Here is a 23994-nt window from a genome sequence, read left to right as displayed (position 1 = left end):
TTATATTTTTGGGCGTTACCCCGAAAAGGGGTCAGGCTTTCCGTTACAAGTCCTCGCACCTCCTACGTCGGGTTGTGGGCTATCCACTTCAATCCCTAACGCGGAAGCCTCCCCTAACCTCTCCAAAGGAGGGGAACTCTTACTCATTTGCTTTATTTATTATTTGCTTTTTTTCGCAAACAAGCTAACTTCTGTCTTCTGTCTTCGGTCTTCGTGCTTCCAAATTCCAACTCATCTAAATCGCATCCGTCTTATCAAAACTAACCCAGTTCTGAATCGTCAACATCAACCTATCTAACAAGAAACCAATAATACCAATCACAAACATGGCAACAATTATTTTAGCATTAGAGTCGTTCGCACCATTCTGGAATTCTTCCCAAACAAACAATCCTAATCCCGGACTTTGTGCCAATAATTCAATAGCAATTAAAACCATCCACGCTACCGATAAGGTAATTTTCAACCCTGTAAAAATTAATGGTAAAGACGATGGTAATACTACTTTAAATATCTTCTGAAAAGGTCCTAATTTTAAAACTTTAGCAACATTAATGTAATCTTTATCTACCGATGAAACGCCCATAGCTGTATTCACTAAAGTTGCCCACATCGAGCATAAACCAACACTTATAAACGAAATGGTAAACGAGCTATCCTCACTAGAACCAATCAATAATGTTTTCACAATCATGAATACTAATAAGTACCAAACAACAGGTGAAACTGGTTTGAAAATCTGAATAAACCAATTGAACGAACTCTTCAACGTCGGGCTCAATCCTATAAAAATTCCTAAAGGCACCGCAATTAATAAGGCTAATAAAAATCCTGCAAAAACCGTTTGCAAACTTCTAAAAATTTGGTCGACAAAAGATGGTCTTCCTGTGTATACAATTGCATCTTTTCCCTCTGCTAAACGCTTTTCATTTAAAGCCGCAGTCTTTTCAATAAAAGCCGCTTTATCTGCACTAATAATATTATGGTCTCTTAATAACGATTGGTAGGAACTCCATACTTGACTAGGAGATGGCAACGTATTAGGTTGGCAACTAGAATCTCCAGATGCTATACATGTTCTTAAAGCTTCTGCAGCTGCAGGACCTTGATCGTTTAGCGCTTTTTCAATTTTAAATTCGGCTTCAATGTTATACAAACTCTTAGAGCCCATGTGCCACAAACCAATAAATAATAAAATGGAAGCAATTGGTACGACTACTTTACGTAGAAAGTTTTTAAAATCTTCCTTTTCTAGCTTCCCAGTAAACAGGTCTTTTATTGTGGTTAGAAAACCTAAACCCATAAATTTGGTTACTTTTCCTAATGTTAAACTTTGCTTCATCAGTGCTTTGTTTTAGTGTTACTCGTTTTTTATCAACCTGTCCTGAGTTTTCGAGACAGGTTGATTGATATCAATTATATATTATTGTACAGCTTTATCTTTGTTTCCAATTTTGAAACTGTTGATATAAGCAATTGGGTCTTTAGCATCATAAGATGTTCCGTCAATAAAATCAGCAGTTGCAGGTTTATAACCATCTGTTGTTGGAATATCTCCAGCAGGAATATTTCCTTCTTCAACTAATAATTTTGCTGCTTTTGTCCAGATATCTGGTCTGTATATATCTTTAATAGTGCTTGCATACCAATCTGCTGCTTTAGCCTCAGGAATTTGTCCCCATCTACGCATTTGAGTTAAAAACCAAATACCATCAGAGTAAAACGGATAAGTTGCATTGTATTTGTAGAATACGTTGAAATCTGGCATCTCACGTTTATCGCCTTTTTCAAATTCAAATGTACCTGTCATAGAATTTGCTAATACTTCTTCTGGCGCACCAACATACTGAGACATCGCTAATATTTTTACAGCTTCTGCTCTGTTACTTGGTTCGTCTAGCCATTTTCCAGCTCTAATTAATGCTTTAGTTACAGCAATGGCAGTATTTGGGTAATCATCAACAAATTTCTTTGTCATTACAAAAACTTTTTCTGGGTTGTTTTTCCAGATATCATAGTTGGTAGTTACTGGGACACCAATACCTTTAAAAACCGCTTGTTGGTTCCATGGTTCACCTACACAATATCCATAAATAGTTCCCGCCTCAAGAGTAGCTGGCATTTGTGGTGGAGGTGTTACAGAAAGTAAAACTTCAGCATCAATTTGTCCTTGTACATTATCCGCTGTGTACATTCCTGGGTGTATGCCTGCTGCTGCTAACCAATAGCGTATTTCGTAGTTATGGGTAGATACAGGGAATACCATACCCATTTTAAAAGCTTTACCAGAGTTTTTATATTCTGCAATAACAGGTTTTAATACCTCAGCTTTTATAGGATGAATAGGCTTTCCGTCTGCTCCTTTTGGTACGTTTGGTTTCATTTTACTCCAAACATCGTTTGAAACCGTAATACCATTACCATTTAAATCCATTGAAAATGGTGTTACCAAATCTGCTTGACGACCAAACCCTGCTCCTGCAGCAATGGGCTGACCCGCTAACATATGTGAACCATCTAACTGACCATCAATAACACGGTCTAAAACGTTTTTCCAGTTTGATTGTGCTTCCACAGAAACAAACAACCCTTCATCTTCAAAAAATCCTTTTTCTTTTGCAATGGCTAAAGGCGCCATATCTGTTAATTTGATAAAACCAAATGTTAATTGTGGTTTCTCAATATCTAATGTTTTTGTTTTAGATGTTTCTGCAACCGCAACTTCGGCTACATCTTTCTTTTTTTCGCCACCGCAAGCAAATAGCAATACTGCTAAGGGTAACATCCAAGTTGATTTTTTTAGTAGAGACTTCATTTTAATTGTTTTTAGAATTACTAAGTATATATACTTATTTTTTTGACAAATATATAAGTAGTCTTAGTTTTAACTCATGTTGTTACCCATATAAAAACCTCTTTTTGTTCCATAAAAAAACCTGTTATAAAACAGGTTTGCATCATAAGCAACTCATTAATAAACACTTAAATTAAACTAAGTAAACCATGAGGCTACGTAATAGTATGCGTAAAACAGGTATTCTTTTAATATTTTTTGGTTTGTTTAATCCTACTTTTAATAAAAAAAACGAAAATAGATTGAATTTTGGACTTTTTACTACGTAGTTAAAATCTATGTAATTTATATATTGACCTTATATATATAACTACAGAACCTACTTTAGCGGATTAACCCGCGCTAGGGATTGCAGCGTCATCCTTTGTTTGTCTTATTAAAAAAAACAGAAGAATGCAACGAATATATGTGTTATGAATTCCTGCCGGCGGAAGAATGACAAAAAACAAAAGATATAGCGTAAAGCCCGCCCCCTTTTGGTAGCGCTCAAATAAACATTAATTTTTTTAAATTAAGTATCTAGAAAATAGTTGTGTTCGCTAATTTCGGTTTTGAGTTTTGAGACATTTACGATACTTATTTTTTTGCCTCTTGTGGTAATGAGTCCTTCTTTTTTTAGTGCTGAGAATATGCGGATAACTTGCTCTTCGGTTGTACCAGCGTAGTCTGCGTATTCCTTTCTGCTAAGTGGTAAATTAATATACCCGAGTAAGTCACCAAATTTTCGGTGGATGTATAATAGGGTGTCAATGACTCGCTCGCGTACCGTCATTTGTGAAATGGACTTGACTTTGTTTTCGCTTCGGTTTAGCTCGTTGGCGTAAAACAGCATCATATCATAAGTAAACTTAGGGTTTTCTAATAGAGCTTCTTGTAAATGTTCTTTTGAAAAATAATGCAATTCGGAGTCTTGTAACGCTATGGCTCCAATAGAATAGTATTCTTGTGTGCCAAAACCTCGATGTCCAATAATTTCGCAAGGTTTTGCAAACCGTACGATTTGCTCGCGCCCGTTTATACCTGTCCTAAATACTTTTACAGTACCTGATTTTATAAAAAAAAGCCCGTTTACAGGTGCTCCTTCTATAATAAATTGCTGTCCTTTTTTGCATTTTAACACAGTATTGCTTTGTGATAATCTATTATCAAACAACAGGTTACTATGTTTGTTCACAAGACACCCTGGACTGTTGCATACATTGCATAAGCCTTCTAAATTTAATATTGTTTTGTTGCTGTTCAAAAAGTAAAACGTATTCTGATGTATTCAAAATTAAGTAATAATACTTAGTTTTAAAACACTAGAAACAACTTTTACGACCTTAATAAAAAATAGAGGCCTTTTTTGTTCATCTTATAAATTAAGCATACGAAATTGTGAAAAAGCAAATGCATTAAGTAATGGAGTTTTCAAAATACTATCTAAATCATTCTATTAGCTCACTTGATGTTTTTTATACTTTAAAGCTGCAAACACTGCAATAAAAATCATAAATATCGCTAAAACATAAACAAATGTTGGTATAGGTAACGGATCTCCTGCTGCATAACTATGTAATCCTGAGAGGTAATAATTAACACCAAAAGACGTCATAATAATGGACCAAAATGCAAACATACTAGCCACATTAAGCACATAAACATTATTTAATTTTGGTATAAATCGCAAATGTAGAACGATAGCATATACTATAATACTTATTAAAGCCCAAGTTTCTTTAGGGTCCCAAGCCCAATAGCGTCCCCAAGACTCGTTAGCCCAAACACCACCTAAAAAAGTACCTACTGCTAATACAAACAAGCCAATAGTCATGGCTATTTCATTGATGTAACTAAGCTCTTTTATTTTTATATCTATTATAGTTTTAGTTTTGTTTGTTCTAAAAATCAATAATAACAAAGCCATAAGCCCTAAAATTGAAGATAGTGCTAAGGGTGCATAGCTACTTACGATGGTTGCTACGTGAATTTTTAACCAATACGACTTTAATACTGGCATCAAGTTGGTAATTTCTGGACTTAACCAATCTAAGTAACTAACGAACAATAACGCGCCTGAAAATAAGGTGGCTAATGGCAATGAAAAGTCTGATTTTCTAAAGGTAATTAGACCACACAAAACAAGAACCCAGGCTACAAAAATGAGCATTTCATATCCATTACTCCAAGGGGCGTGCTGTGCAATATACCAACGTAATAGAATATTACCTGTAAAACATAAAAAGGCTATTAAAGTTAAAATAATGAATGTATTATTTATAAACTCAATCCATCTTTTATAAGAAAACATTTTAACGATAGCGAGCAATAATAAAACAAAACCTAGTGTAAAAAAGACTTGAAATAGCCAGAAATTAATATTGGCTTTGTTATACCACAATTCTGCCTCAATACGCTCTGGAGTAGGAATAACTTCTGCACCTAATACATCTTGATATTTCTTGATGTACATGAGTTTATCGTGAGCATTGGTATAATTTTTAGCAGATACATCTTTAAAATAATTAGCTAGTATGGTTTTAGCAAATTGACCATCTTCATCAGGGAAATCTTTAAAATGATGTGTATAACTAAACCACGTATTATTTTTATCGTTTTTATTTGGAAAAATCTTTAGATAATTACCCGAAAATACATTGTAAAGGATGTTAAAACGTTCGTCTATTTTTAAAACTTCTTTATCAAACTCATCACGCTCTGATGGTTTCTTTTTATTAGCTTCTTCTACCTGATTAGTAAGTATATACTCCCCTGCTTCGTCTAATAAACTAGAAAATGCTAACAGCTTATTTTTACCTTTTGAAACACCATCAAATACATCGCCTGTTTTTACAAAATCTGCTTTTATAATAGGAACATGTTGCCAAATTTGAGGAGACATGTGCATAGCCAAAAAGGTTTGATTTGCATCTAGAGTTATTTTTTTATCAGGCAAGGGATAACTGAACTTTGATTTTCTGGAAATTTTTCTAAGAAATTCCGATGCCAATGTATTGATGGGTTTGATACGACCATCTAAATCTTGAACTAGTAAGCGTCCAAAAACCTCTGCATGGTATTGGTCTACAGCTTGGTATTCAATAGACTTTTCTACAGCAACTGTTAAAGAATCCGCTTTTGTTTGCGCAAAAATATTTGATATACTTAACAACAATACAGCTACTATTGCCACTTTAGATTTCTTTTTAAGTTGCCCTAACTTTTTATTAATCAATCGAAAACGTGATGTTTTTCCAAAGAGTGTAAAAAACATGCCTAACATCATTAATAAATAGCCTAAATAGGTGACAAATGTGCCTATCTTATCGCGGTTTACTGAAAGTACAGTCCCTTTTTCGTCTGTATCATAACTGGCTTGAAAAAAACGATAACCTTTGTAATCTAAAACATTATTCATAAAAATTCTAAATGGTGTTTTTACATCATCATCTAAAATTGTGACTTCGCTGGCATAAGCCGAAGGACTTGAAGATCCAGGATAGCGTTCTAGTTGAAAATCATCTAATTGAATTGAAAAGGGTGTCTTTATAGCTTTTGCTCCATAAGACAATGTTACTTTTAAACCTTCAATATCTGTTTGATGATGCATTGGTAAAAATCCTTGGCGATATAATATATTAACTGGTTCCGTTTTGCCATTAACTGATAAATCAACAATTAAAGCATCATCTTTAGTATTATCATTATCCTTTACCTTTTCAGAATCGCTTATTAATTGAAATTTTCCTTTTTCGTGGTAAACTAATGGTACGAAAGATATATCACCGTCTCTGTAAAGAGTTCTTAATGTTATAGCTTGTAAACTATCTTTTGTTATTTTTCCTGCTTGTTGCGAGGACATAATGAAAAAATCTAAATCGTGTGGTGTTTTAATACTGAAAGCACCATCTTTTTCAACAATGTTTATAATACCAGCCTTGTTTGAGTTAAAGCCAATTTCGTGCTGATGTTCACCTATTTTTTCGATTTCGCCTTTTTTTAGATAAACGGTGTTCCTACCATTTCCAACAGTGACTACCATTTCTAAAAGTGCTTCTCCAGAGGCTTCATCATGAATAACTTCTGGAATAGCATCAGCTATATAATTATGATAAGATACCTTTATAGGTTGATTTTTAAAATCTGTTTTTAAAGTAAAATCATTATTCTTTATAGGAGAAAAGGATAGCTTCTTTTTTACAGTCTTCGTATCTGTACCATCACTAATGCTTAATGTTAAAAAATTAGTGTCTGAGATTACAATATTAGATGATGCGCCTTCCCGAATTCTCATAATACCACCATAAGATGAATATCTTGTAATTGCAGCCCCTAATACAATAACAATAAATGATAGATGAAATAATAAAATTGCCCATTTTTCTTTTCGCAAAAGTTTGTACTTAAAAATATTAGCTATAAAAGAAATGGTCAACCCTAACATCACAACTTCAAACCACCAAGAATCGTAAATAGTATCCCAAGCTGTAGCTGTACCAAAATCATTTTCAATAAACGTTGCTGTTGCCATGGCTGTTGCAAATACTAATAAGAGCAATAATGCCAAACTTGATGATGAAAAGAATTTATATATTTTTTGCATGATGGTGTTTAACTAGAAAAGAAAAAGATAGCATTGGCGATTTTACAACTAATGCTATCTTTTACAAATTATAATAATTATACTAAGCTTAATTATTCATCGATACATTTTTAGTATCATATCCAGCTTCTCGCTCTTTAGCTTCTTCTAACCATTTTGGAACTAGATTTTCTTTAAATTCAGCTTTATCTTTTTTCATTTTCTCAACGTCTAAACCAATAAACTCTTGAGCCTTTTCTTTAGTAGAAATATCTGGCATCTCTACAGGTTTATTGTGTCCTAAATCAGATAATAAACGCGCTAGTTTTATACGCCCTTCTTGAATGATTGTAAAACCACTACCCAATACACGAGCTGTTTCTACAGGAGAGTGAAATGATGCACCATGTGCTGCAGCTGAATAATCCCAACGCCATTGCGCATGACGAATATCCATTAAAATGTCTTTCATCTGCTCTTCTGTAGCGCCTAAGTCCCAAGCTTTTTTAGCTTCAATATGCGCCTTAACAATAAAGTCTTCTAATTTTATTCTATTTTCAGCCGCTTTTTTCTGACGCTCATATACATTTTGCTTTAATTTATCAGCATCTTCCCTATGGCAAACCTGACATGCATTGGCTACATTATTTAAAGGCGATTGTATATGATGATCTGTAAATTTCTGACCACCTTCACTTTTATAAGGCATATGGCAATCTGCACAAGACACGCCTCTATCAGCATGCACACCTGTTAAATAGGTTTCATAACCTGGATGCTGTGCTTTAAGCATAGGCGCACGACTTAACTTATGTGTCCAATCTTTAAACTCAATAGCATCATAATATTCCTCCATCGCTTCAACAGACATACCATTTTTCCAAGGAAACTTTAAATATGGCACACCTTCTTTTCCTGGTATTTTCTTATCAAAATAATATTCGACATGACATTGAGCACAAACTAAAGAACGCATTTCTTGGTGTGTAGCTTGATTGATGTCTTTCCCCATTTCTTGAAACGCTTCAACTAAAGCAGGTCTAGAAATTTTCAACTTCATCGTTTTAGAATCATGACAATCTGCACAACCTATTGGATTAACCACTTCTGCTCCTTTATCAGCCCATTTGCCAGAATAAAATTCTGCAATACCATTTTCATTCATTAAACGTGGTACATCCGGACTCTTACAAGTCCAACAGGTAGCTGGCATAGGGCCATCTCCTTTTCCTTTTGGCCCTCCTGTTCTCAAAGAATTTCTTAAATCCTCTATAGCATATTGATGCCCACGACCTTGATTATAGTCTTTAGAAAAACCATATCCTGCCCAAAGCACAACTAACCGTGAATCTTCATGTAAAACATCCCTCATGGCAGAACCACCTTGATGTGATGCGAAATCAGTTTCTGCTGTTTGTAAAAATGATTGATACTCAGCTGGGAAGTTTTTTCCCCATTCTTCATTTCTAGGCTCATTTTCACTAATATCAACTTTCGGAACGTATTTGTACTTAGCTTCATTCTTTCTGTTAACAATACTAGAAGCTAACATACCAAGCAGAAATACGACTACTGCGGTAACGATAAATAATACTTTGTTTTTCATTTTTTAATTATGGTTTATTTGTCTTCAATTTGTTTTTCTAACCAATCCGGAATAACAGCCTCTTGTGTGTCTGTTGGAAGTGGTGCTATATTACTTCTTATAGTAGAAATACCATGTACAGTTCCATGTGGGACTTCTTGATGGCAACTCCAGCATTGGCGTTCTGTTCGGTTTTTTGCATGGTCATCAATCCAGCCATCATACTTAGTTTGCGTAACCTGTTGTACATGACATCGAATGCAATTATTTTGAACAACTTCCTGAGATTCTTCACGCATAAACATAACTTCGGGTTCTGCTCTTAAAGTAAAAACTGAAGCGTGAAATAATCCATCTTTAGCCTTAAAATAATACTTATTAAAGATGTTGTTATGCGGTACGTGACAATCGTTACAATTTGCCCATTCTCGATGCGAACTATGCATCCAGCTATTATATACAGGCGTCATAACGTGACAATTAACACAAGCCTCTGGTTTATCAGACATGTAAGAGACTAACTCGGCCTCTTTAGCCATAAAAAAACCTAGTCCGGTTATTACTGCAATAAAAAAGATAGCAACAGATCGCCATCTTGATTTTTTTTCTGGTAGAATATTTTTTTTGAGATTCACGCTATTAAATTTCTATCTGGATTTATAGTCTAAAAACACTTTATTATTACTTTGAAAAATTCAATCCATTATTTTAATCTAAAAATCTACTTTTAACTAAGGTACAAATTTTAAACAATTTGTATTAAAATAAGATGATATATGTCATATAAATTAAATTTTATCAACTAAAATTCATTAATCTTTCCTGCTCTTATACCGCAACGTACCCAACTCAATACCAATAGCGGTCTTCGCTAAAATGGTAAAAATAAAAGCGCCCATAGCCCAAATACCAATGGTTACCCCTACTTCTATTCCAGTTGGTAAATACTCAACTATTTTACCATATGGCCCTGGAATAAAGCCAGGAACAATAAGTCCAAAACCTTTTTCTATCCAAATAGCAACAAACAATAGTGCACAGCAGAAATAGAGTACTTTTAAATTTCTACGCAGCTTACCAATAGTAAGTATTACTGTAGCAACAACGTTCATGCTTATCGCTGTCCAAATCCAAGGTAATAAAGCTGTTTTTCCGTCTAGTCCAAAAAATAAATAATAGGCACTTTCACTATGGTGTGTTGGTGCGTAAAATTCTTTAAAAAGCTCAGAAATCAACATAATTATATTTATTTGCGCCGCAACCACCACAATCATAGAAATTTTATTAAGGGTTTTATCTTCAATTTTAAAAGCGGTAAACGAACGTATTACAGCCAAAACCAAAATAATTAAAGCAGGTCCTGCTGCAAAAGCCGATGCTAAAAATCGAGGCCCTAACAAGGCATTATTCCAAAACGGACGCGCCTGCAACCCTTGATATAAAAACGCTGTAACCAAGTGTATAGCTACTGCCCACAACACAGACAAAATAGCTCCAGGTACATAAATTTTAGGATTTGGTACCTTGCCTTGGTAACGTCTAAACAAAATATAAAACGGAATACTTAAATTCAAAAACAAATAGCCGTTTAGCACAATAACATCCCAAGTTAACATAGAATTCGGAAAATTAAACACCCCAATTCCAGGTATCATGTGCCACAAAACCGATGGGCCTCCCATATCTGCAACCACAAACGCTAAACACATAATTAACGCCGCCACTGCTAAACCTTCGCCCATTAAAACCGAGCGTTTAAAATCAATATCTTTCAACACATAGGTAGGCATTACCAACATTACAGCTGCCGCAGCAACCCCAACTAAAAACGTGAAATTAGATATATATAAGCCCCAACTCACACGGTCAGACATCCCTGTAACGCTCAACCCTTCCTTCAATTGTATCGAATAACAATACATGCCCGCCAACATCACAAACGTTAAAAACGCCATCCAAATATGGTATTTGCGCGACCCTTTCGTAATCGCATCCAAGCTATCAATCACTAAATTTTTAAAAACTTTTAATCGTCTCATCCGAATGTGAATTTCTATTTTTACACTTCAATTTTATATTTTGGGCGTTACCCACAAGGGGTCGGGCTTTCCGTTACAAGTCCTCGCACCTACTTCGTCGGGCTGTGGGCTTTCCTCTGCAATCCCTAACGCGTGGCGTACTTGCCAATTCCTCTTTATTTAATTGTTGATTTGTTTATACGTTTAATCGAAAACCATCCGATTACACAATTCAACAGATAAACAAATCAACGAATAAACATATATTTAATCCATAAAATACCAGAACTTAGGCTCCGTACCTAAATCTTCTTTTAATCTAAATACCTTTTTATTCTCTAAAACCCATCTAATGGTACTCTTCGGGTCTAATAAATTTCCAAAAATTCTAGCTCCAGTTGGGCAGGCTTCAACACAGGCTGGATTTTGTCCTTTTCTAGACCGCTGCACACAAAATGTACACTTTTCCATCACGCCTTTTTTACGCATTCTATTGCCTAAATAATGCTGATTCTTGTTAATTTCAGCTTCAGGAACTTCAGGTTTACTCCAATTAAAACGTCTACCATCATAAGGGCAAGCCGCCATACAATAACGGCAACCCACGCACCAATCGTAATCAATAACTACTAAACCATCATCTTCTCTCCAAGTGGCCGACACCGGACAAACCTCAACACAAGGTGGGTTATCACAATGAAAACATTGTGTTCCCATATAAAAATGACCTTCCGCAGGCACTTCATGGTAATAATTATCATCGGCCTCATTAAAATTAAAACCTTTTCCATCCTTCATTTCATGTATACGGATGTATTGCATTTGCGAATCTCTATCTTGGTTGTTTTCCTCAACACAAGCATTTACACAATCCATATACCCTTGGCACTTCGATATATTAAACGCATAACCAAACAACACATCATCAGCTGCATTTTCAGCAGTCATGCTTATATTTTTACCCGTTCTTAATTCATAAGAACGCATCAATCTATCTACAGTTGCTTTTTTCTCATCATCATTCATCAGTTTATAGTTGCCCTTAAACTGCTCTTCCCAATCTATTTGTGCTTTTTCTTTAGAATCATCTCCACTTATAACACTGCATGATGTGCTTACTGCTCCTGCGCCTATTAATAAACTAGCAGTTAACTTTTTAAAAGCAGAACGTCTGTCCATCTTCACATCAAAAACCTGCTCAAATCCATCTTTTCGAACCTCTTCGCCTATTGATGCATTTACAGCAGCTTCTAGAAAAGCGTCGTCTGTCATTTCTGGTTTATGACTCCCGCAACCGCCTTCAGTTTTTCCACAACCACAAGTTGTGTCAGACTTTTTTCTGTTCAAACCTAAATCTAGCGAATACCATTTTTTCTTCTCACTCATACCTTAATTTTTAATGACCTGACTCTGCTTGAGGTGCTTCAACTTGTTCTGTATTATAGCGCGATGGCCATCTCGATTTAAAACCTGGGTCGTGCGGATTATGACAATTCACACACGTATACGATGCTCTTGGTGGTGCCCATCCTGCTACTTTTTTACCGTGTGCGCCACCTTTCCAATCTTCAAACTGCGAAGAATGACATTGTGCACAAAGCTTATAACTGTTATTAAAATCAATCTTATTACCTGTTAAGGTATGCAAAGAGTTCATTTCATCTCCATTATGGCAAGTTGCACAATTCATTGTATTTTCATCGGCATGCGCCAAAGCAATATCCCAATGGGCTTTCTTAATATCTTTACTTTGTAGTTTATCTAATCCAGTATTATGACACTCAATACATGCGAATGATTTTATCTGACTCTTACGTTCTGGAATTAAAAATGTGTGTTCGCCTTCGGTAATTTCAACAGTTTTTACTCCGTCAATCAATCCTTCAGAAGATATCGCTGTACCGTGATAGTTCTTACTTTCAGCTTCTATCTTATCATTTAAGTTATGATATTCGCCTTCGCTATGCTTACAAGAAAAAAGTACTACCAAAAACGTACATGCTAAAATGTGTATATCGTATTTCCTATTCATTGTTATCACTTTTAGTTCTTGTAAAAGGCGCTATATCTGAAACTACTCTATCGGTTGGCACATGGCATTGGCGGCAATTAACACGCTCTGGATGTGTTACCCGAATTTCTTTAGGTGCAGCTGGTCCTGCATGACAAGACAAACAATTTTCTCGCATTTGTATTTGGTGCGGAATCATTGGCGGTGTTCCTATTAGCGCATTATTTACACCCACTTTTGGCGCCTTAACCTGTGCTAAATTTGCAGGTTTAAACAACGTATTACTATTTTGTGCCACATGACATTGACGACAATTAATCATCTCTGGATGCGGCGTAACAGGTGCATAAGCATCATATTTATTTACAAATCCTCCATTTTGATGACATTGTAAACAGGTGTTTTCTCCTAGATTCATCTCTTTCACAGGATGTGGAATACTTGGAGGTGCACCATGGTAGGCTCTATTTTTGTAATAATCTTTTAATAATCGTTGATGATTTTTATCAACAGGCATATTAGAATATTCAACAGCATATTCTGACCGTTCAAAAACACCTGCTTCCGACGGAAGATAATGTTTAGACGTACTTTCTTCAACTGGAATGTATCCTTCTTCTAAACCTTGTTGATAACTAAAATTCCAAATAGTTATAAAAGCGATGAAGAGCAATACAAAAAGTGAAATAATTCCGAGTCTTTTTTTCATGTCTTAAGCTTTTTCAACTTTAACAGCACATTTTTTATAATCTGGTTCTTTGGAGATTGGACAAAAAGCATCCAAAGTCACATCGTTTATCAACATATTCTCATCAAAAAACGGTACAAAAACCTGACCTCTTGTTGGCAGACCTCTTTTATTTACCGATGCTGGCAATACGCAAGAACCACGTCTTGATGTTACTTTTATATTTTCGCCATCCCTAATTTTTAATGCTTTAGCATCATCTGGATGAAACTCTATATACGCTTCTGGCATTGCTTTATGTAGTACTGGAATTCGCCTAGTCATAGAACCAGTATGCCAATGCTCAATTACACGACCTGTGTTTAACCAGAATGGATATTCAGCATCTGGAGATTCTGCAGCAGGTTCGTAAGGACGTTGCCAAATAACCGCTTTTCCATCGGGTTTTCCGTAGAAATCAAAATCAGAACCCTCTTTACAAGCTGGGTCATATTTTGCGTTAAAACGCCATTGTGTAGATTTTCCATTTACGTATGGCCAAATGGCTCCTGATTCTTTCTTTAAAACTTCTAAAGGTGCCATGCCATGTTTTGCTCCTTCATGGAATTGACGGTATTCGTTATAAATTTCCTCAACATGATTTTCTTCGCTATATGGAAATAAATCGCCATAGCCCATACGTTTTGCAACTTCAATAGTCATCCACGCATCTGGTGTGGTTTCTCCTGGACCTTCTACCATTTTGTCCCAATGTTGAGTGCGACGTTCTGAATTTCCGTATAATCCACTTTTTTCAATATGCCATGATGCTGGTAAAATAACATCGGCCACATCAGACGTTGGTGTTGGAAACACATCTGAAACCACCACAAAACAAGAGTCTTTTTCCATAGCCGGTCGATATCGACTCGTTTTAGGTAAAGACACTAATGGATTAGTAACTTGTGTCCATATAAATTTAATATCGCCACGGTCTACGGCTCTAAACATTTCAGTAGCATGATAAGTTGGCTTCGCAGGAATGCGTTCTACAGGCACTTTCCATATTTTAGCAGCTAATGCTCTATGTTTTGGATTCATTACAACACCTTTTGGTAATTTGTGTGTAAACGTTCCAACCTCACGAGCTGTTCCACATGCTGAAGGTTGCCCTGTTAATGAAAATGGGCCATTTCCTGGTTGTGATATTTTACCTGTCAGTAAATGAATATTATATACTAAATTATTCATCCATGTTCCTCTGGTATGCTGGTTCATCCCCATACACCAATAAGACACTACTTTTTTATTAGGGTCTCCATAAATAGAAGCCAAATACTTGATATCTTTAGCAGATACTTTTGAATATTTTTCAACCTTCTCTGGTGTGTAATCATTTAAAAACGCTTTAAAAGCAGCAAAGTCTATTTTTTCGGGTTTATCTTTAAAATTGAATTTATCTTCTGTTCCATAGCCAATATTAGTCAGTCCTTTACTAAAATTACAATGTTTTTCAACAAAGGATTTATTAACCCATCCGTTATTAATAATCTCATAACAAATAGCATTTGCAACTGCTAAATCGGTTTGTGGTTCAAATAAAATAGACCTATCTGATGCTGTACTTGAACGAGATGTACGAGTTGCAAAATCTATAATTTTCGCACCTCTCCTTGTTTTCTGCTCTAACATTCTAGAAAATAACACAGGGTGCATTTCTGCCATATTATTTCCCCAAGTTATAAAGTAGTCTGCATGGTCTATATCTTCATAACATCCCATAGGCTCATCTGCACCAAAAGTGGTTAAAAAACCAGCCACAGCACTCGCCATACATAAACGGGCGTTACAGTCTAAGTTATTAGTCCCAATGGCACCTTTCATTAATTTTGAGGCCACATAACCTTCTGGAATAGTAGATTGTCCAGACGTATACATAGCTACAGAATCTTTTCCATGAGCTTCAATAGTAGACTTCATTTTATTAGCAACTATATCTAAAGCTTCATTTAATGGTGTTTTTACATACTTCCCATTCTTTTTTACCAAAGCATGGGTTAATCTATCTTTAGATTGAATACACATGGTTTGATGATAGCCTTTCACACAAAGCAATCCTTTATTAACTGAACAATTAGGGTCGCCTTTTACAGCAACTGCTTTTCCGTTTTCAGTACCTACAAGAATACCACAGCCTACACCGCAGAAACGACAAGGCCCTTTTTTCCAGTCTAAATTGGCACTATTAGGAATTCCCGCTTCTTGCTCGCTAGCAAACAATATACCCGGAAACATGGCGGCAGCTGCTGTCATTGCAGACAGTTGCGCCATTTTTTTAATAAAATTTCTTCTACTTGATAATGAATTGTACATACGTGTGCTAGTTTTGTGGAGTATTAAAGCCAGAAACTAATGCTAGTAGTTTTAGGCTATCTATATGTTCTATCTTGTCTTTGAGAATGACATCAGAAGCGTCGTCTGATGTTTCTGTTACTACCACAACCACATCTTGATTTGTAGCGGGTATTACTTCACATCCATTTAAAAGACTTAACGCATTAATAAGTGTTTGTTTTTCTCCTGTTTTTGGATGTGCTAAATAACTTTTTATTGGCATATTTTTTTTATTTCGGATATAAAAGTCCTGTTTTTTAGCATGTAATTATATGACATTTGTCATGTTGTAATAAAAAGCATTATCGCTATATTTGCAAATACATAACGATAATTTACTATGATTACAATTTCCGAAGCTATTTCAATACTAAAAAACAACGGAAAACCTTTATTAAAAAAAACAACAAAAAAAGTTGAAAAAGCTGGAGGTTATATCTTATTTAAAGACATACTATCTCCTATAAATATGCCACCATTTAGGCAATCTGCTATGGATGGATATGCTTTAAATATACATGATAATTTATCGTATAAATTAAAAGGAGAAGTAAAAGCTGGTGATGGTCATCAACCTATTTTAAAAAAGGGTGAAGCTATTCGCATTTTTACAGGAGCTCCTGTACCAGATTCTGCAAATGCCGTTATGATGCAAGAAAAAGTTACTGTAAATGAAAATACTATTACTATATCTCATCAAATTAAACTAGAACTAAATATACGCCCATTAGGCGAACAAGTAAAAACTGGAGAAATAGCTCTAAAAAAAGGGACGAAACTAACTCCTGCTGCTATTGGGTATTTAATTTCATTGGGGATTACCGAAGTTTCTGTTTTTAAAAAACCAAATATTGCCATTGTAACTACAGGTAACGAGTTAATTGAACCTGGACAAGATTTACCATATGGTAAAATTTACGAAAGCAATTCTAAAATGTTACTGAGCGCTTTATACAATTTAAGATATTACGATGTAACACTTTATAAAGTTGAAGATGATTATAATAAAACTGTTGAAACACTTAATACAGCCATAAATGATAATGATTTAGTTATGATTACAGGCGGCATATCGGTTGGCGATTACGATTTTGTTGGAAAAGCATTAAGAGAATTACAAGTTTCAGAACTATTTTATAAGGTAAAACAAAAACCTGGAAAGCCTTTATTCTATGGAAAAAAGGATACTACTCAAATTTTTGCATTACCAGGAAATCCTGCTGCTGCCCTATCGTGCTTTTACGTGTATGTGTATATCGTTTTGCAGCAGTTAATGAACAGAGAAAATTTAGAATTACCTCGGGTTATGGCAAAATCTATTTCTAATTTTGAAAAGAAAGGCGACCGACCGCAGTTTTTAAAAGGTATTTATGAAGACGGACAAGTTGAAATTTTAGACGGACAGAATTCCTCCATGTTGCAAACATTTGCGTTATCAAATGCTTTGGTGTTTGCTCCTGAAAACGTTACTAAAATAGAAAAAGGCGACAGTATTGAAGTGATACAATTACCTGCGTAAATAAATATTATGGGTTATAAAATAAAAAGTAGAATCTGGATTGAATCTGATAACAATGTGCTTTTAGGCGAAGGCAGAGTGCATTTATTGAAAGCTATTGATGATACAGGCTCATTATCAAAAGCAGCAAAATCTTTGAAAATATCCTATAAAAAAGCTTGGCAATTATTAGACTCTGTAAACAAATCTGCTAAAAAACCTGTAACCATAAATATTATTGGTGGTAAAGGTGGTGGTGGCGCTGAACTTACAGAATACGGAAAATCTTTGATTGAAGCCTTTGATGAAATCAATAAAAATTGTTGGAAGTTTTTGGATGAGCAGTTGGAGAAGATTAAAAGTTTATAAGTGCCTAAAATATTTAAAATGCCTAAAGTTAAAAAGTGATGGATAATAAAGAATTTGCTAAAAAACTAGAATATAGAACACGTCAATTTGGAATATCAATTATCAAATTATCGGCAATTCTTCCTAATACAATTGAAGCCAGAGTTATTAAAAACCAAATTACAAAGTCAGGCACAAGCGTAGGTGCTAACTATCGTGAAGTAAACAGGTCTCGGAGTAAAAGAGATTTTAAAAATAAAATTAAAATATCAGAAAGTGAAGCAAGTGAAACATAATATTGGTTAGAAATAATAAATGACATGAATTGGATTGAAAAAGACAAATTAAGTTCTATTACGAAAGAAGCAAAAGAACTTTTGGCACTTTTTACATCTATAGCAAACAAACTTTAAATATGTTGAGCACATTTAACTTTAAATACTTTACACTTTAGACACTTTAGACACTTTATGTTACAAACTGAAAACATATACATCTTTTTACTCATACTCCCAATAGTATCGTTTTTATACTCTAGTGTGGGACACGGCGGAGCTAGTGGCTACTTAGCACTTATGGCATTATTTTCATTTGCTCCAGAAAGCATGAAACCTACCGCCCTACTCCTTAACATTTTTGTGGCTGGTATTTCGTTTTACTATTACTACAAAGCAGGGCATTTTAATAAAAAACTATTTTTAGCATTTGCCATATCATCCATTCCTTTTTCTTTGTTAGGTGGTCGATTTGATATTGATGCGTCTTTATATAAAAAAATATTAGCGGTCTTATTAATATTTGCCATCTTAAAAATGATGAATGTTTTTGGAAAAGAAAATGATACTATTAAAGGCATAAAACTTTGGCAAGGACTTATAGTTGGTGCTGTTATCGGATTCTTCTCTGGATTAATCGGAATTGGAGGCGGTATTATATTAACACCTCTAATTTTATTATTCCATTGGGGAAAAATGAAGGAAGCTGCTGCTGTTTCCGCGCTATTTATTTGGGTTAATTCGGTTTCGGCATTAATAGGACAATTTAGCGTTGGTGTTACCATAGAAAAAGAATCATTTTTATTAGTTGCTATTGCACTTATTGGCGGGATATTAGGTGGCTATTATGGCAGCAAAAAAATCAACAATCAACGTTTACGGTATATTTTAGCCTTTGTATTAATCATAGCTTGCGCTAAACTTATGTTTACATAAAATGATAAACAAAACGAACATAACGGGCATTATTTTAGCTGGGGGAAAAAGCTCTAGAATGGGTTCTGATAAAGGGTTTTTAATATTAAATAACAAACCCTTTGTACAATATAGCATTGAGGCTTTACAACCTTTAGTTTCTGAAATTTTGATTGTTTCTGATGATTCTAAATATGACTCTTTTGGATTAAAACGTATCAACGATATTACAAAAGATGCTGGTCCTGTTTCTGGAATATGCTCTGGATTAGAAGCATCATCAACCGAGTATAACTTAATATTAAGTTGCGATATCCCTTTAATTAAAACCGAAATACTTCAAAAGTTAATTGATAATATAGATAATACATCTCAAATTATCCAAGCTGAAAGCAACGGAAAAAGCATGCCTTTAATTGCATTGTACAAAAGCAATGTATTAAATACGTTTAACACCTTTTTAAAAAATGATGAAAGACGTTTGCGAGTGGCTATTAACAGTTGTAAATCGAAAAATATAATATTAGAAAAAGAACTAGAGTTTTCTACAACAAACGTGAATACTCAAAACGAATATAAAGCCATTAAAGATGCAAATAACCATTAAATATTTTGGGCAAATAGCAGAAGTTACAAAACTAGAAGAAGAGTCTTTAGAGTTTTCTGGAAGTTTAGTTTCCGATTTAATAGAAGTGCTTAATAAAAAATACAGCAAACTAATAAACAAAGATTTTCAAATTGCTCAAAATCAAGAATTAGTTTCTAACGAAACAGAAATAACAGGACAAGAAATTGCTTTATTACCACCTTTTGCTGGTGGATAATTTCTGTTTAATCGTTGATGTGTTTATCCGTTTAAACAATTCAACAAATAAACAATTCAACAATTAATGAGTAGATATAACAGACATATAATCTTATCGGAAATCGGGCAAGCAGGCCAAGATAAAATTTCTAGTGCCAAAGCTTTAGTTATTGGAGCAGGTGGATTAGGCTGCCCCATATTACAATATCTAGCTGCGGCGGGTATTGGCACACTTGGTATTATTGATTTTGACACTGTAGATATTTCTAACCTACAACGTCAAATTTTATTTGGAACCTCAACGTTAGGAAAAAATAAAGCTGAAGCGGCAAAACAACGATTAGAAGATTTAAATAGTGATATTTCAATTATCGCTTACGCGGAAAAATTAACGCATCAAAACGCTATCAATTTATTTAATAAATATGATATTATTGTTGATGGAACCGATAATTTTGAAACGCGATACTTAGTCAATGATGCTTGTATAATTACGAACAAACCTTTAGTTTTTGGTGCTATTTATAAATTTGAAGGTCAAGTTTCTGTTTTCAATTACAAAAAAGGTCCAAGTTACCGCTGTTTGTTTCCTGAAGCACCAGCAAAAGGAAGTGTTCCAAATTGCTCAGAAATTGGTGTTTTAGGTGTACTACCGGGTATTATTGGAACCATGCAAGCCAACGAAGTTTTAAAAATAGTATTAGAACTTGGCACTACCCTTTCGGGAAAACTGTTTTGCTATAACGCACTAACACTTCAAAATTCAATATTAAAAATTAGTAGAAATGAAAAGACCATTGCTAATGTTTTAAAAAACAAAGCTAATTTCCATAAAACCAAAATTGATTTTAATTGTGAAATTGAAGTAGTTCCTATTTCGATAGATGCCTTTTTATCAGAAGAAAACATTCAGTTTATCGATGTTAGAGAAACACACGAACAACCAAAAATTGAAGATTTAAATATTACATATATTCCTTTAAGCGAACTAGAAAACAGTTTAAACAAAATAGATAAACCCAAAAAGAAAGCGCTGTTTTGCCAATCTGGAACACGCTGTAAACGCGCTGTATCATTACTACAAGAATTAAACATAGAAAACAGCTTTAGCATAATAGAAGGAGCATCAGAAATAAAAAATAAAATAAAAAATCATCAAAATGAAAGATAAAAAACCTAAAAGTGTATTTAAAGAAGGCGCTATAACATCCGATTTTATTGGCAATTCAATTTATAAACACCAAACCAAAACGAGTATTGGTGCTCATAATATTTTTTTAGGACAAGTAAGAGCTGATGAAATCGACGGTAAAACAGTTTCAGCTATTGAATATACGGCTTATGAAGATATGGCAAACCAGAAATCCCATGACATTAGAGAATCGGCTTTCGAAAAATTTGAACTCACATGCATGCACATTTACCATAGTTTAGGCACCGTAAAAGCAGGTGAAATATGCTTATTCGTATTTGTATCGTCACCAAGACGAAAAGTGGTTTTTGAAGCTTTAGAATTTATTGTTGAAGCCATAAAAGCTGATGTTCCTGTTTTTGGAAAAGAGATTTTTGAAGATGAATCGCATCAATGGAAGAAAAACACATAAGTATTTTTTGTTTACCTGTTAATTAGTTTAACTGTTTAATCGTAAAAAATGGCGTATACATTTTCATTTGAAAAATTGAATGTTTGGTTAGATTCAAAAGAATTAGTCAAACTTATTTATTTAATAACTAAAGAATTTCCTAGTCAAGAAAAATTTGGATTAACAAATCAATTGAGACATGCTTCAATATCAGTAGCTTCAAATTTAGCAGAAGGTACTTCTCGAAATACAAATAAAGACAAAGCACACTTTTCAACTATGGCTTTTAGTTCGTTAATGGAAGTTCTTAATCAACTTATTATAGCCAAAGAATTAAACTTTATAAACGAAAATAATTATCAAACACTTAGAACGGAAATTGAAAAAATTTCCAATAAGTTAAATGCATTACGCAAATCACAATTAAAAAAATAAACAACTCAACGAATCCTCACCATTATGGTCGACATAACACATAAAAGTACAACACTAAGAACCGCAATAGCACAAGCTGTTGTAAAGGTTAGTAAAATAGAAACAATACAAGCCATAGAAAACGATACGGTACCAAAAGGAAACGTATTTGCTATGAGTAAAGCCGCTGGTTTATTAGGTGTAAAACGCACTCCAGATATTCTTCCTGATTGCCATCCTTTACCAATTGAGTTTACAGGTATTGAATACGTAACCAACGGATTAGAAATCACCATTTTATTTACTGTAAAAACCATTTACAAAACAGGTGTAGAAGTTGAAGCCATGCATGGAGCAAGTGTGGTGGCACTAAACATGTACGACATGCTTAAACCCATTGATAAAGGCATAGAAATTCATGCTATAAAACTGTTGAATAAAAAGGGAGGGAAATCCGATTTTACAGATAAATTTAGAAAAGATTTAAGAGCAGCCGTTGTGGTTTGCTCAGATACGATTTCAGCTGGTCATAAAGAAGATAAGGCAGGAAAAGCTATTATTAACAAGCTTGAAGAGTGTGATGTTAAAATATCAGAATATGTTATTATTCCAGATGAAGTTGATGCTATTCAACAAAAAGCAAAATCATACCAAAAACAAGGTATAGATATGGTTATATATACTGGAGGAACAGGGCTTTCTGGACGTGATGTGACGCCAGAAGCACTTCTCCCTTTATTAGAAAGAAGAATTCCAGGAATTGAAGAAGCGATTAGAAGTTATGGTCAAGAACGTATGCCGTTCTCCATGTTATCTAGAAGTATTGCAGGTACTATTGGAGACACTTTAGTTCTGGCATTACCAGGCTCTACAAATGGCGCAAAAGAATCTATGGAAGCTATTTTTCCAGCCGTATTACATGTTTTTAGAATACTAAAAGGTGCAAGACATGACTAAAATGTTTATTCGTGGAATTGTTAAGTCGTTTAACCGATTTCACAGTTCAACGATTCAACAATTAAACAAAACAAAGAAATGAGTGAAAACAAAAACATATTACAAGATACACACGGTAGAGACCATACCTATTTACGCATCTCTTTAACCGAGCGTTGTAATTTACGTTGTACCTATTGCATGCCTGCAAATGGTGTACCTCTATCCCCTAAAAGTCATTTAATGACTTATGAAGAAATTTATAAAATCGCTAAAACATTTGTAGATAATGGTGTTACAAAAATACGATTAACAGGAGGCGAACCTTTAGTTAGAAAAGATATTCCTGTTATATTAGAAAAGTTAGCGTCACTTCCTGTGGAGCTGTCAATAACATCAAACGCTGTTATAATTGATAAATTTATTGATATTTTAAAGAAATATAATGTCAATAAAATTAACGTAAGTCTAGACTCTTTAGACGAAAGTAAGTTTAAACATATTACTCGCAGACACGACTTTAAAAAGGTTTATAATAATATTTTATTATTGGTAAAAGAAGGCTTTACTGTAAAAGTAAATGTGGTTTTAATAAAAGGTTTTAATGATAATGAAATTATCGATTTTATTAAATTCACTAAAGATTTACCTGTAGTTATTCGCTTTATAGAATTTATGCCTTTTGATGGTAATAAATGGGATATGAGTAAAATGATATCGTATGCCGAAGTAATGACCTATGTTAATAACGCTTTCGCGGAAGATAAAATAGAGCGCTTACAAGATGCTCCTAATGACACCTCTAAAAACTATAAAATTAAAAACTACAAAGGTAGTTTTGCTATTATTAGTTCTGTTACCAATCCGTTTTGCGATTCTTGTAACAGATTACGTTTAACAGCTAATGGACAATTAAAAAACTGTTTATTTTCTTCTGGAGAATCAGATTTATTAACAACACTTAGAGCGGGGAAATCTATTGAACCTGTGATTCAAAAAGCAGTTTTGGCTAAATTAAAAGTACGAGGTGGTATGGATACTTTAAAAAAACTACAAGAGCCTAAATTACATAACAATAATAGAAGTATGATTACTATTGGTGGATAATAAAAATGAAAAAAGGTAGTACA

The 23994-nt window shown here is 34.2% G+C and carries 23 protein-coding genes; 11 read left to right on the top strand and 12 right to left on the bottom strand.

From position 1 onward, the window contains the following. Positions 1-235: 235 nt before the first annotated feature. The 12 genes from Q0870_RS05710 to Q0870_RS05655 all read right to left on the bottom strand — a co-directional run bounded on the left by Q0870_RS05710 (position 236) and on the right by Q0870_RS05655 (position 16313). Positions 236-1342 (bottom strand): ABC transporter permease, encoded by a 1107-nt coding sequence (locus Q0870_RS05710; protein WP_298553285.1) that lies wholly within the window; start codon positions 1340-1342, stop codon positions 236-238. Between the two features lie 81 nt (positions 1343-1423). Further along, positions 1424-2815: a CmpA/NrtA family ABC transporter substrate-binding protein gene (locus Q0870_RS05705; RefSeq protein WP_298553283.1), complete on the bottom strand. Its 1392-nt coding sequence runs from the start codon at positions 2813-2815 to the stop codon at positions 1424-1426. A gap of 550 nt (positions 2816-3365) precedes the next feature. Continuing rightward, positions 3366-3974, bottom strand: coding sequence for a Crp/Fnr family transcriptional regulator (locus tag Q0870_RS05700; RefSeq protein WP_298553282.1), 609 nt, complete (start codon positions 3972-3974; stop codon positions 3366-3368). Positions 3975-4289: 315 nt separating this feature from the next. Further along, positions 4290-7436, bottom strand: a complete 3147-nt coding sequence (gene ccsA, locus Q0870_RS05695) for a cytochrome c biogenesis protein CcsA (protein WP_298553281.1) — start codon at positions 7434-7436, stop codon at positions 4290-4292. A gap of 88 nt (positions 7437-7524) precedes the next feature. Continuing rightward, complete coding sequence (gene nrfA / locus Q0870_RS05690; protein ID WP_298553279.1) at positions 7525-9021, bottom strand: ammonia-forming cytochrome c nitrite reductase; 1497 nt, start codon at positions 9019-9021, stop codon at positions 7525-7527. Positions 9022-9035: 14 nt separating this feature from the next. Continuing rightward, positions 9036-9635 carry a cytochrome c nitrite reductase small subunit gene (gene nrfH, locus Q0870_RS05685; protein WP_298553277.1) on the bottom strand — a complete coding sequence of 200 codons (600 nt, stop codon included), beginning with the start codon at positions 9633-9635 and terminating at the stop codon, positions 9036-9038. 177 nt (positions 9636-9812) lie between these two features. Beyond that, entirely contained in the window at positions 9813-11039 is a 1227-nt protein-coding gene (dsrP, locus tag Q0870_RS05680; protein ID WP_298553276.1) for a sulfate reduction electron transfer complex DsrMKJOP subunit DsrP, read from the bottom strand. Positions 11040-11285: 246 nt separating this feature from the next. Beyond that, positions 11286-12404, bottom strand: a complete 1119-nt coding sequence (locus Q0870_RS05675; RefSeq protein ID WP_298553274.1) for a 4Fe-4S dicluster domain-containing protein — start codon at positions 12402-12404, stop codon at positions 11286-11288. Positions 12405-12414: 10 nt separating this feature from the next. Next, on the bottom strand, positions 12415-13050 hold the full coding sequence (locus tag Q0870_RS05670) for a multiheme c-type cytochrome (RefSeq protein WP_298553273.1): 636 nt from the start codon (positions 13048-13050) through the stop codon (positions 12415-12417). Then, positions 13043-13738 (bottom strand): nitrate reductase cytochrome c-type subunit, encoded by a 696-nt coding sequence (locus Q0870_RS05665; protein WP_298553272.1) that lies wholly within the window; start codon positions 13736-13738, stop codon positions 13043-13045. The genes Q0870_RS05670 and Q0870_RS05665 overlap by 8 nt, the downstream gene beginning before the upstream one ends. Before the next feature lie 3 nt (positions 13739-13741). Then, entirely contained in the window at positions 13742-16069 is a 2328-nt protein-coding gene (locus tag Q0870_RS05660) for a molybdopterin-dependent oxidoreductase (RefSeq protein ID WP_298553271.1), read from the bottom strand. Positions 16070-16076: 7 nt separating this feature from the next. Then, the gene (locus Q0870_RS05655) at positions 16077-16313 is read right to left on the bottom strand and encodes a hypothetical protein (protein ID WP_298553267.1); all 237 of its coding nucleotides are present in this window, start codon (positions 16311-16313) and stop codon (positions 16077-16079) included. 117 nt (positions 16314-16430) lie between these two features. Between Q0870_RS05655 and Q0870_RS05650 the strand changes: the two genes are divergently transcribed. From Q0870_RS05650 to moaA, 11 genes are all read left to right on the top strand, one after another. Further along, positions 16431-17609, top strand: a complete 1179-nt coding sequence (locus Q0870_RS05650) for a molybdopterin molybdotransferase MoeA (protein WP_298553263.1) — start codon at positions 16431-16433, stop codon at positions 17607-17609. A 9-nt stretch (positions 17610-17618) separates the two neighbouring features. Then, the gene (locus Q0870_RS05645) at positions 17619-17957 is read left to right on the top strand and encodes a LysR family transcriptional regulator (RefSeq protein WP_298553259.1); all 339 of its coding nucleotides are present in this window, start codon (positions 17619-17621) and stop codon (positions 17955-17957) included. Positions 17958-17995: 38 nt separating this feature from the next. Then, positions 17996-18232, top strand: coding sequence for a four helix bundle protein (locus Q0870_RS05640; protein WP_298553255.1), 237 nt, complete (start codon positions 17996-17998; stop codon positions 18230-18232). Between the two features lie 174 nt (positions 18233-18406). Continuing rightward, on the top strand, positions 18407-19147 hold the full coding sequence (locus Q0870_RS05635) for a sulfite exporter TauE/SafE family protein (RefSeq protein ID WP_298553250.1): 741 nt from the start codon (positions 18407-18409) through the stop codon (positions 19145-19147). Between the two features lies 1 nt (position 19148). Next, the gene (locus Q0870_RS05630; RefSeq protein ID WP_298553242.1) at positions 19149-19733 is read left to right on the top strand and encodes a molybdenum cofactor guanylyltransferase; all 585 of its coding nucleotides are present in this window, start codon (positions 19149-19151) and stop codon (positions 19731-19733) included. Beyond that, positions 19717-19950, top strand: coding sequence for a MoaD/ThiS family protein (locus Q0870_RS05625; protein ID WP_298553224.1), 234 nt, complete (start codon positions 19717-19719; stop codon positions 19948-19950). Before Q0870_RS05630 ends, Q0870_RS05625 begins: the two co-directional genes overlap by 17 nt. Positions 19951-20016: 66 nt before the next feature. Continuing rightward, complete coding sequence (locus Q0870_RS05620) at positions 20017-21102, top strand: HesA/MoeB/ThiF family protein (protein WP_298553214.1); 1086 nt, start codon at positions 20017-20019, stop codon at positions 21100-21102. Next, positions 21092-21535: a molybdenum cofactor biosynthesis protein MoaE gene (locus Q0870_RS05615; protein WP_298553202.1), complete on the top strand. Its 444-nt coding sequence runs from the start codon at positions 21092-21094 to the stop codon at positions 21533-21535. Before Q0870_RS05620 ends, Q0870_RS05615 begins: the two co-directional genes overlap by 11 nt. A gap of 48 nt (positions 21536-21583) precedes the next feature. Beyond that, on the top strand, positions 21584-21949 hold the full coding sequence (locus tag Q0870_RS05610; RefSeq protein WP_298553188.1) for a four helix bundle protein: 366 nt from the start codon (positions 21584-21586) through the stop codon (positions 21947-21949). 24 nt (positions 21950-21973) lie between these two features. Beyond that, complete coding sequence (moaCB, locus tag Q0870_RS05605; protein WP_298553174.1) at positions 21974-22885, top strand: bifunctional molybdenum cofactor biosynthesis protein MoaC/MoaB; 912 nt, start codon at positions 21974-21976, stop codon at positions 22883-22885. Positions 22886-22963: 78 nt separating this feature from the next. Continuing rightward, complete coding sequence (gene moaA / locus Q0870_RS05600) at positions 22964-23971, top strand: GTP 3',8-cyclase MoaA (RefSeq protein WP_298553166.1); 1008 nt, start codon at positions 22964-22966, stop codon at positions 23969-23971. Positions 23972-23994: the final 23 nt, after the last annotated feature.

Source organism: uncultured Algibacter sp., from assembly GCF_947487575.1.
Classification (GTDB): Bacteria; Bacteroidota; Bacteroidia; order Flavobacteriales; family Flavobacteriaceae; genus Algibacter_B.
Note: the sequence above shows the minus strand (reverse complement) of the source record. Positions and strands in the feature narration are given on the sequence as shown.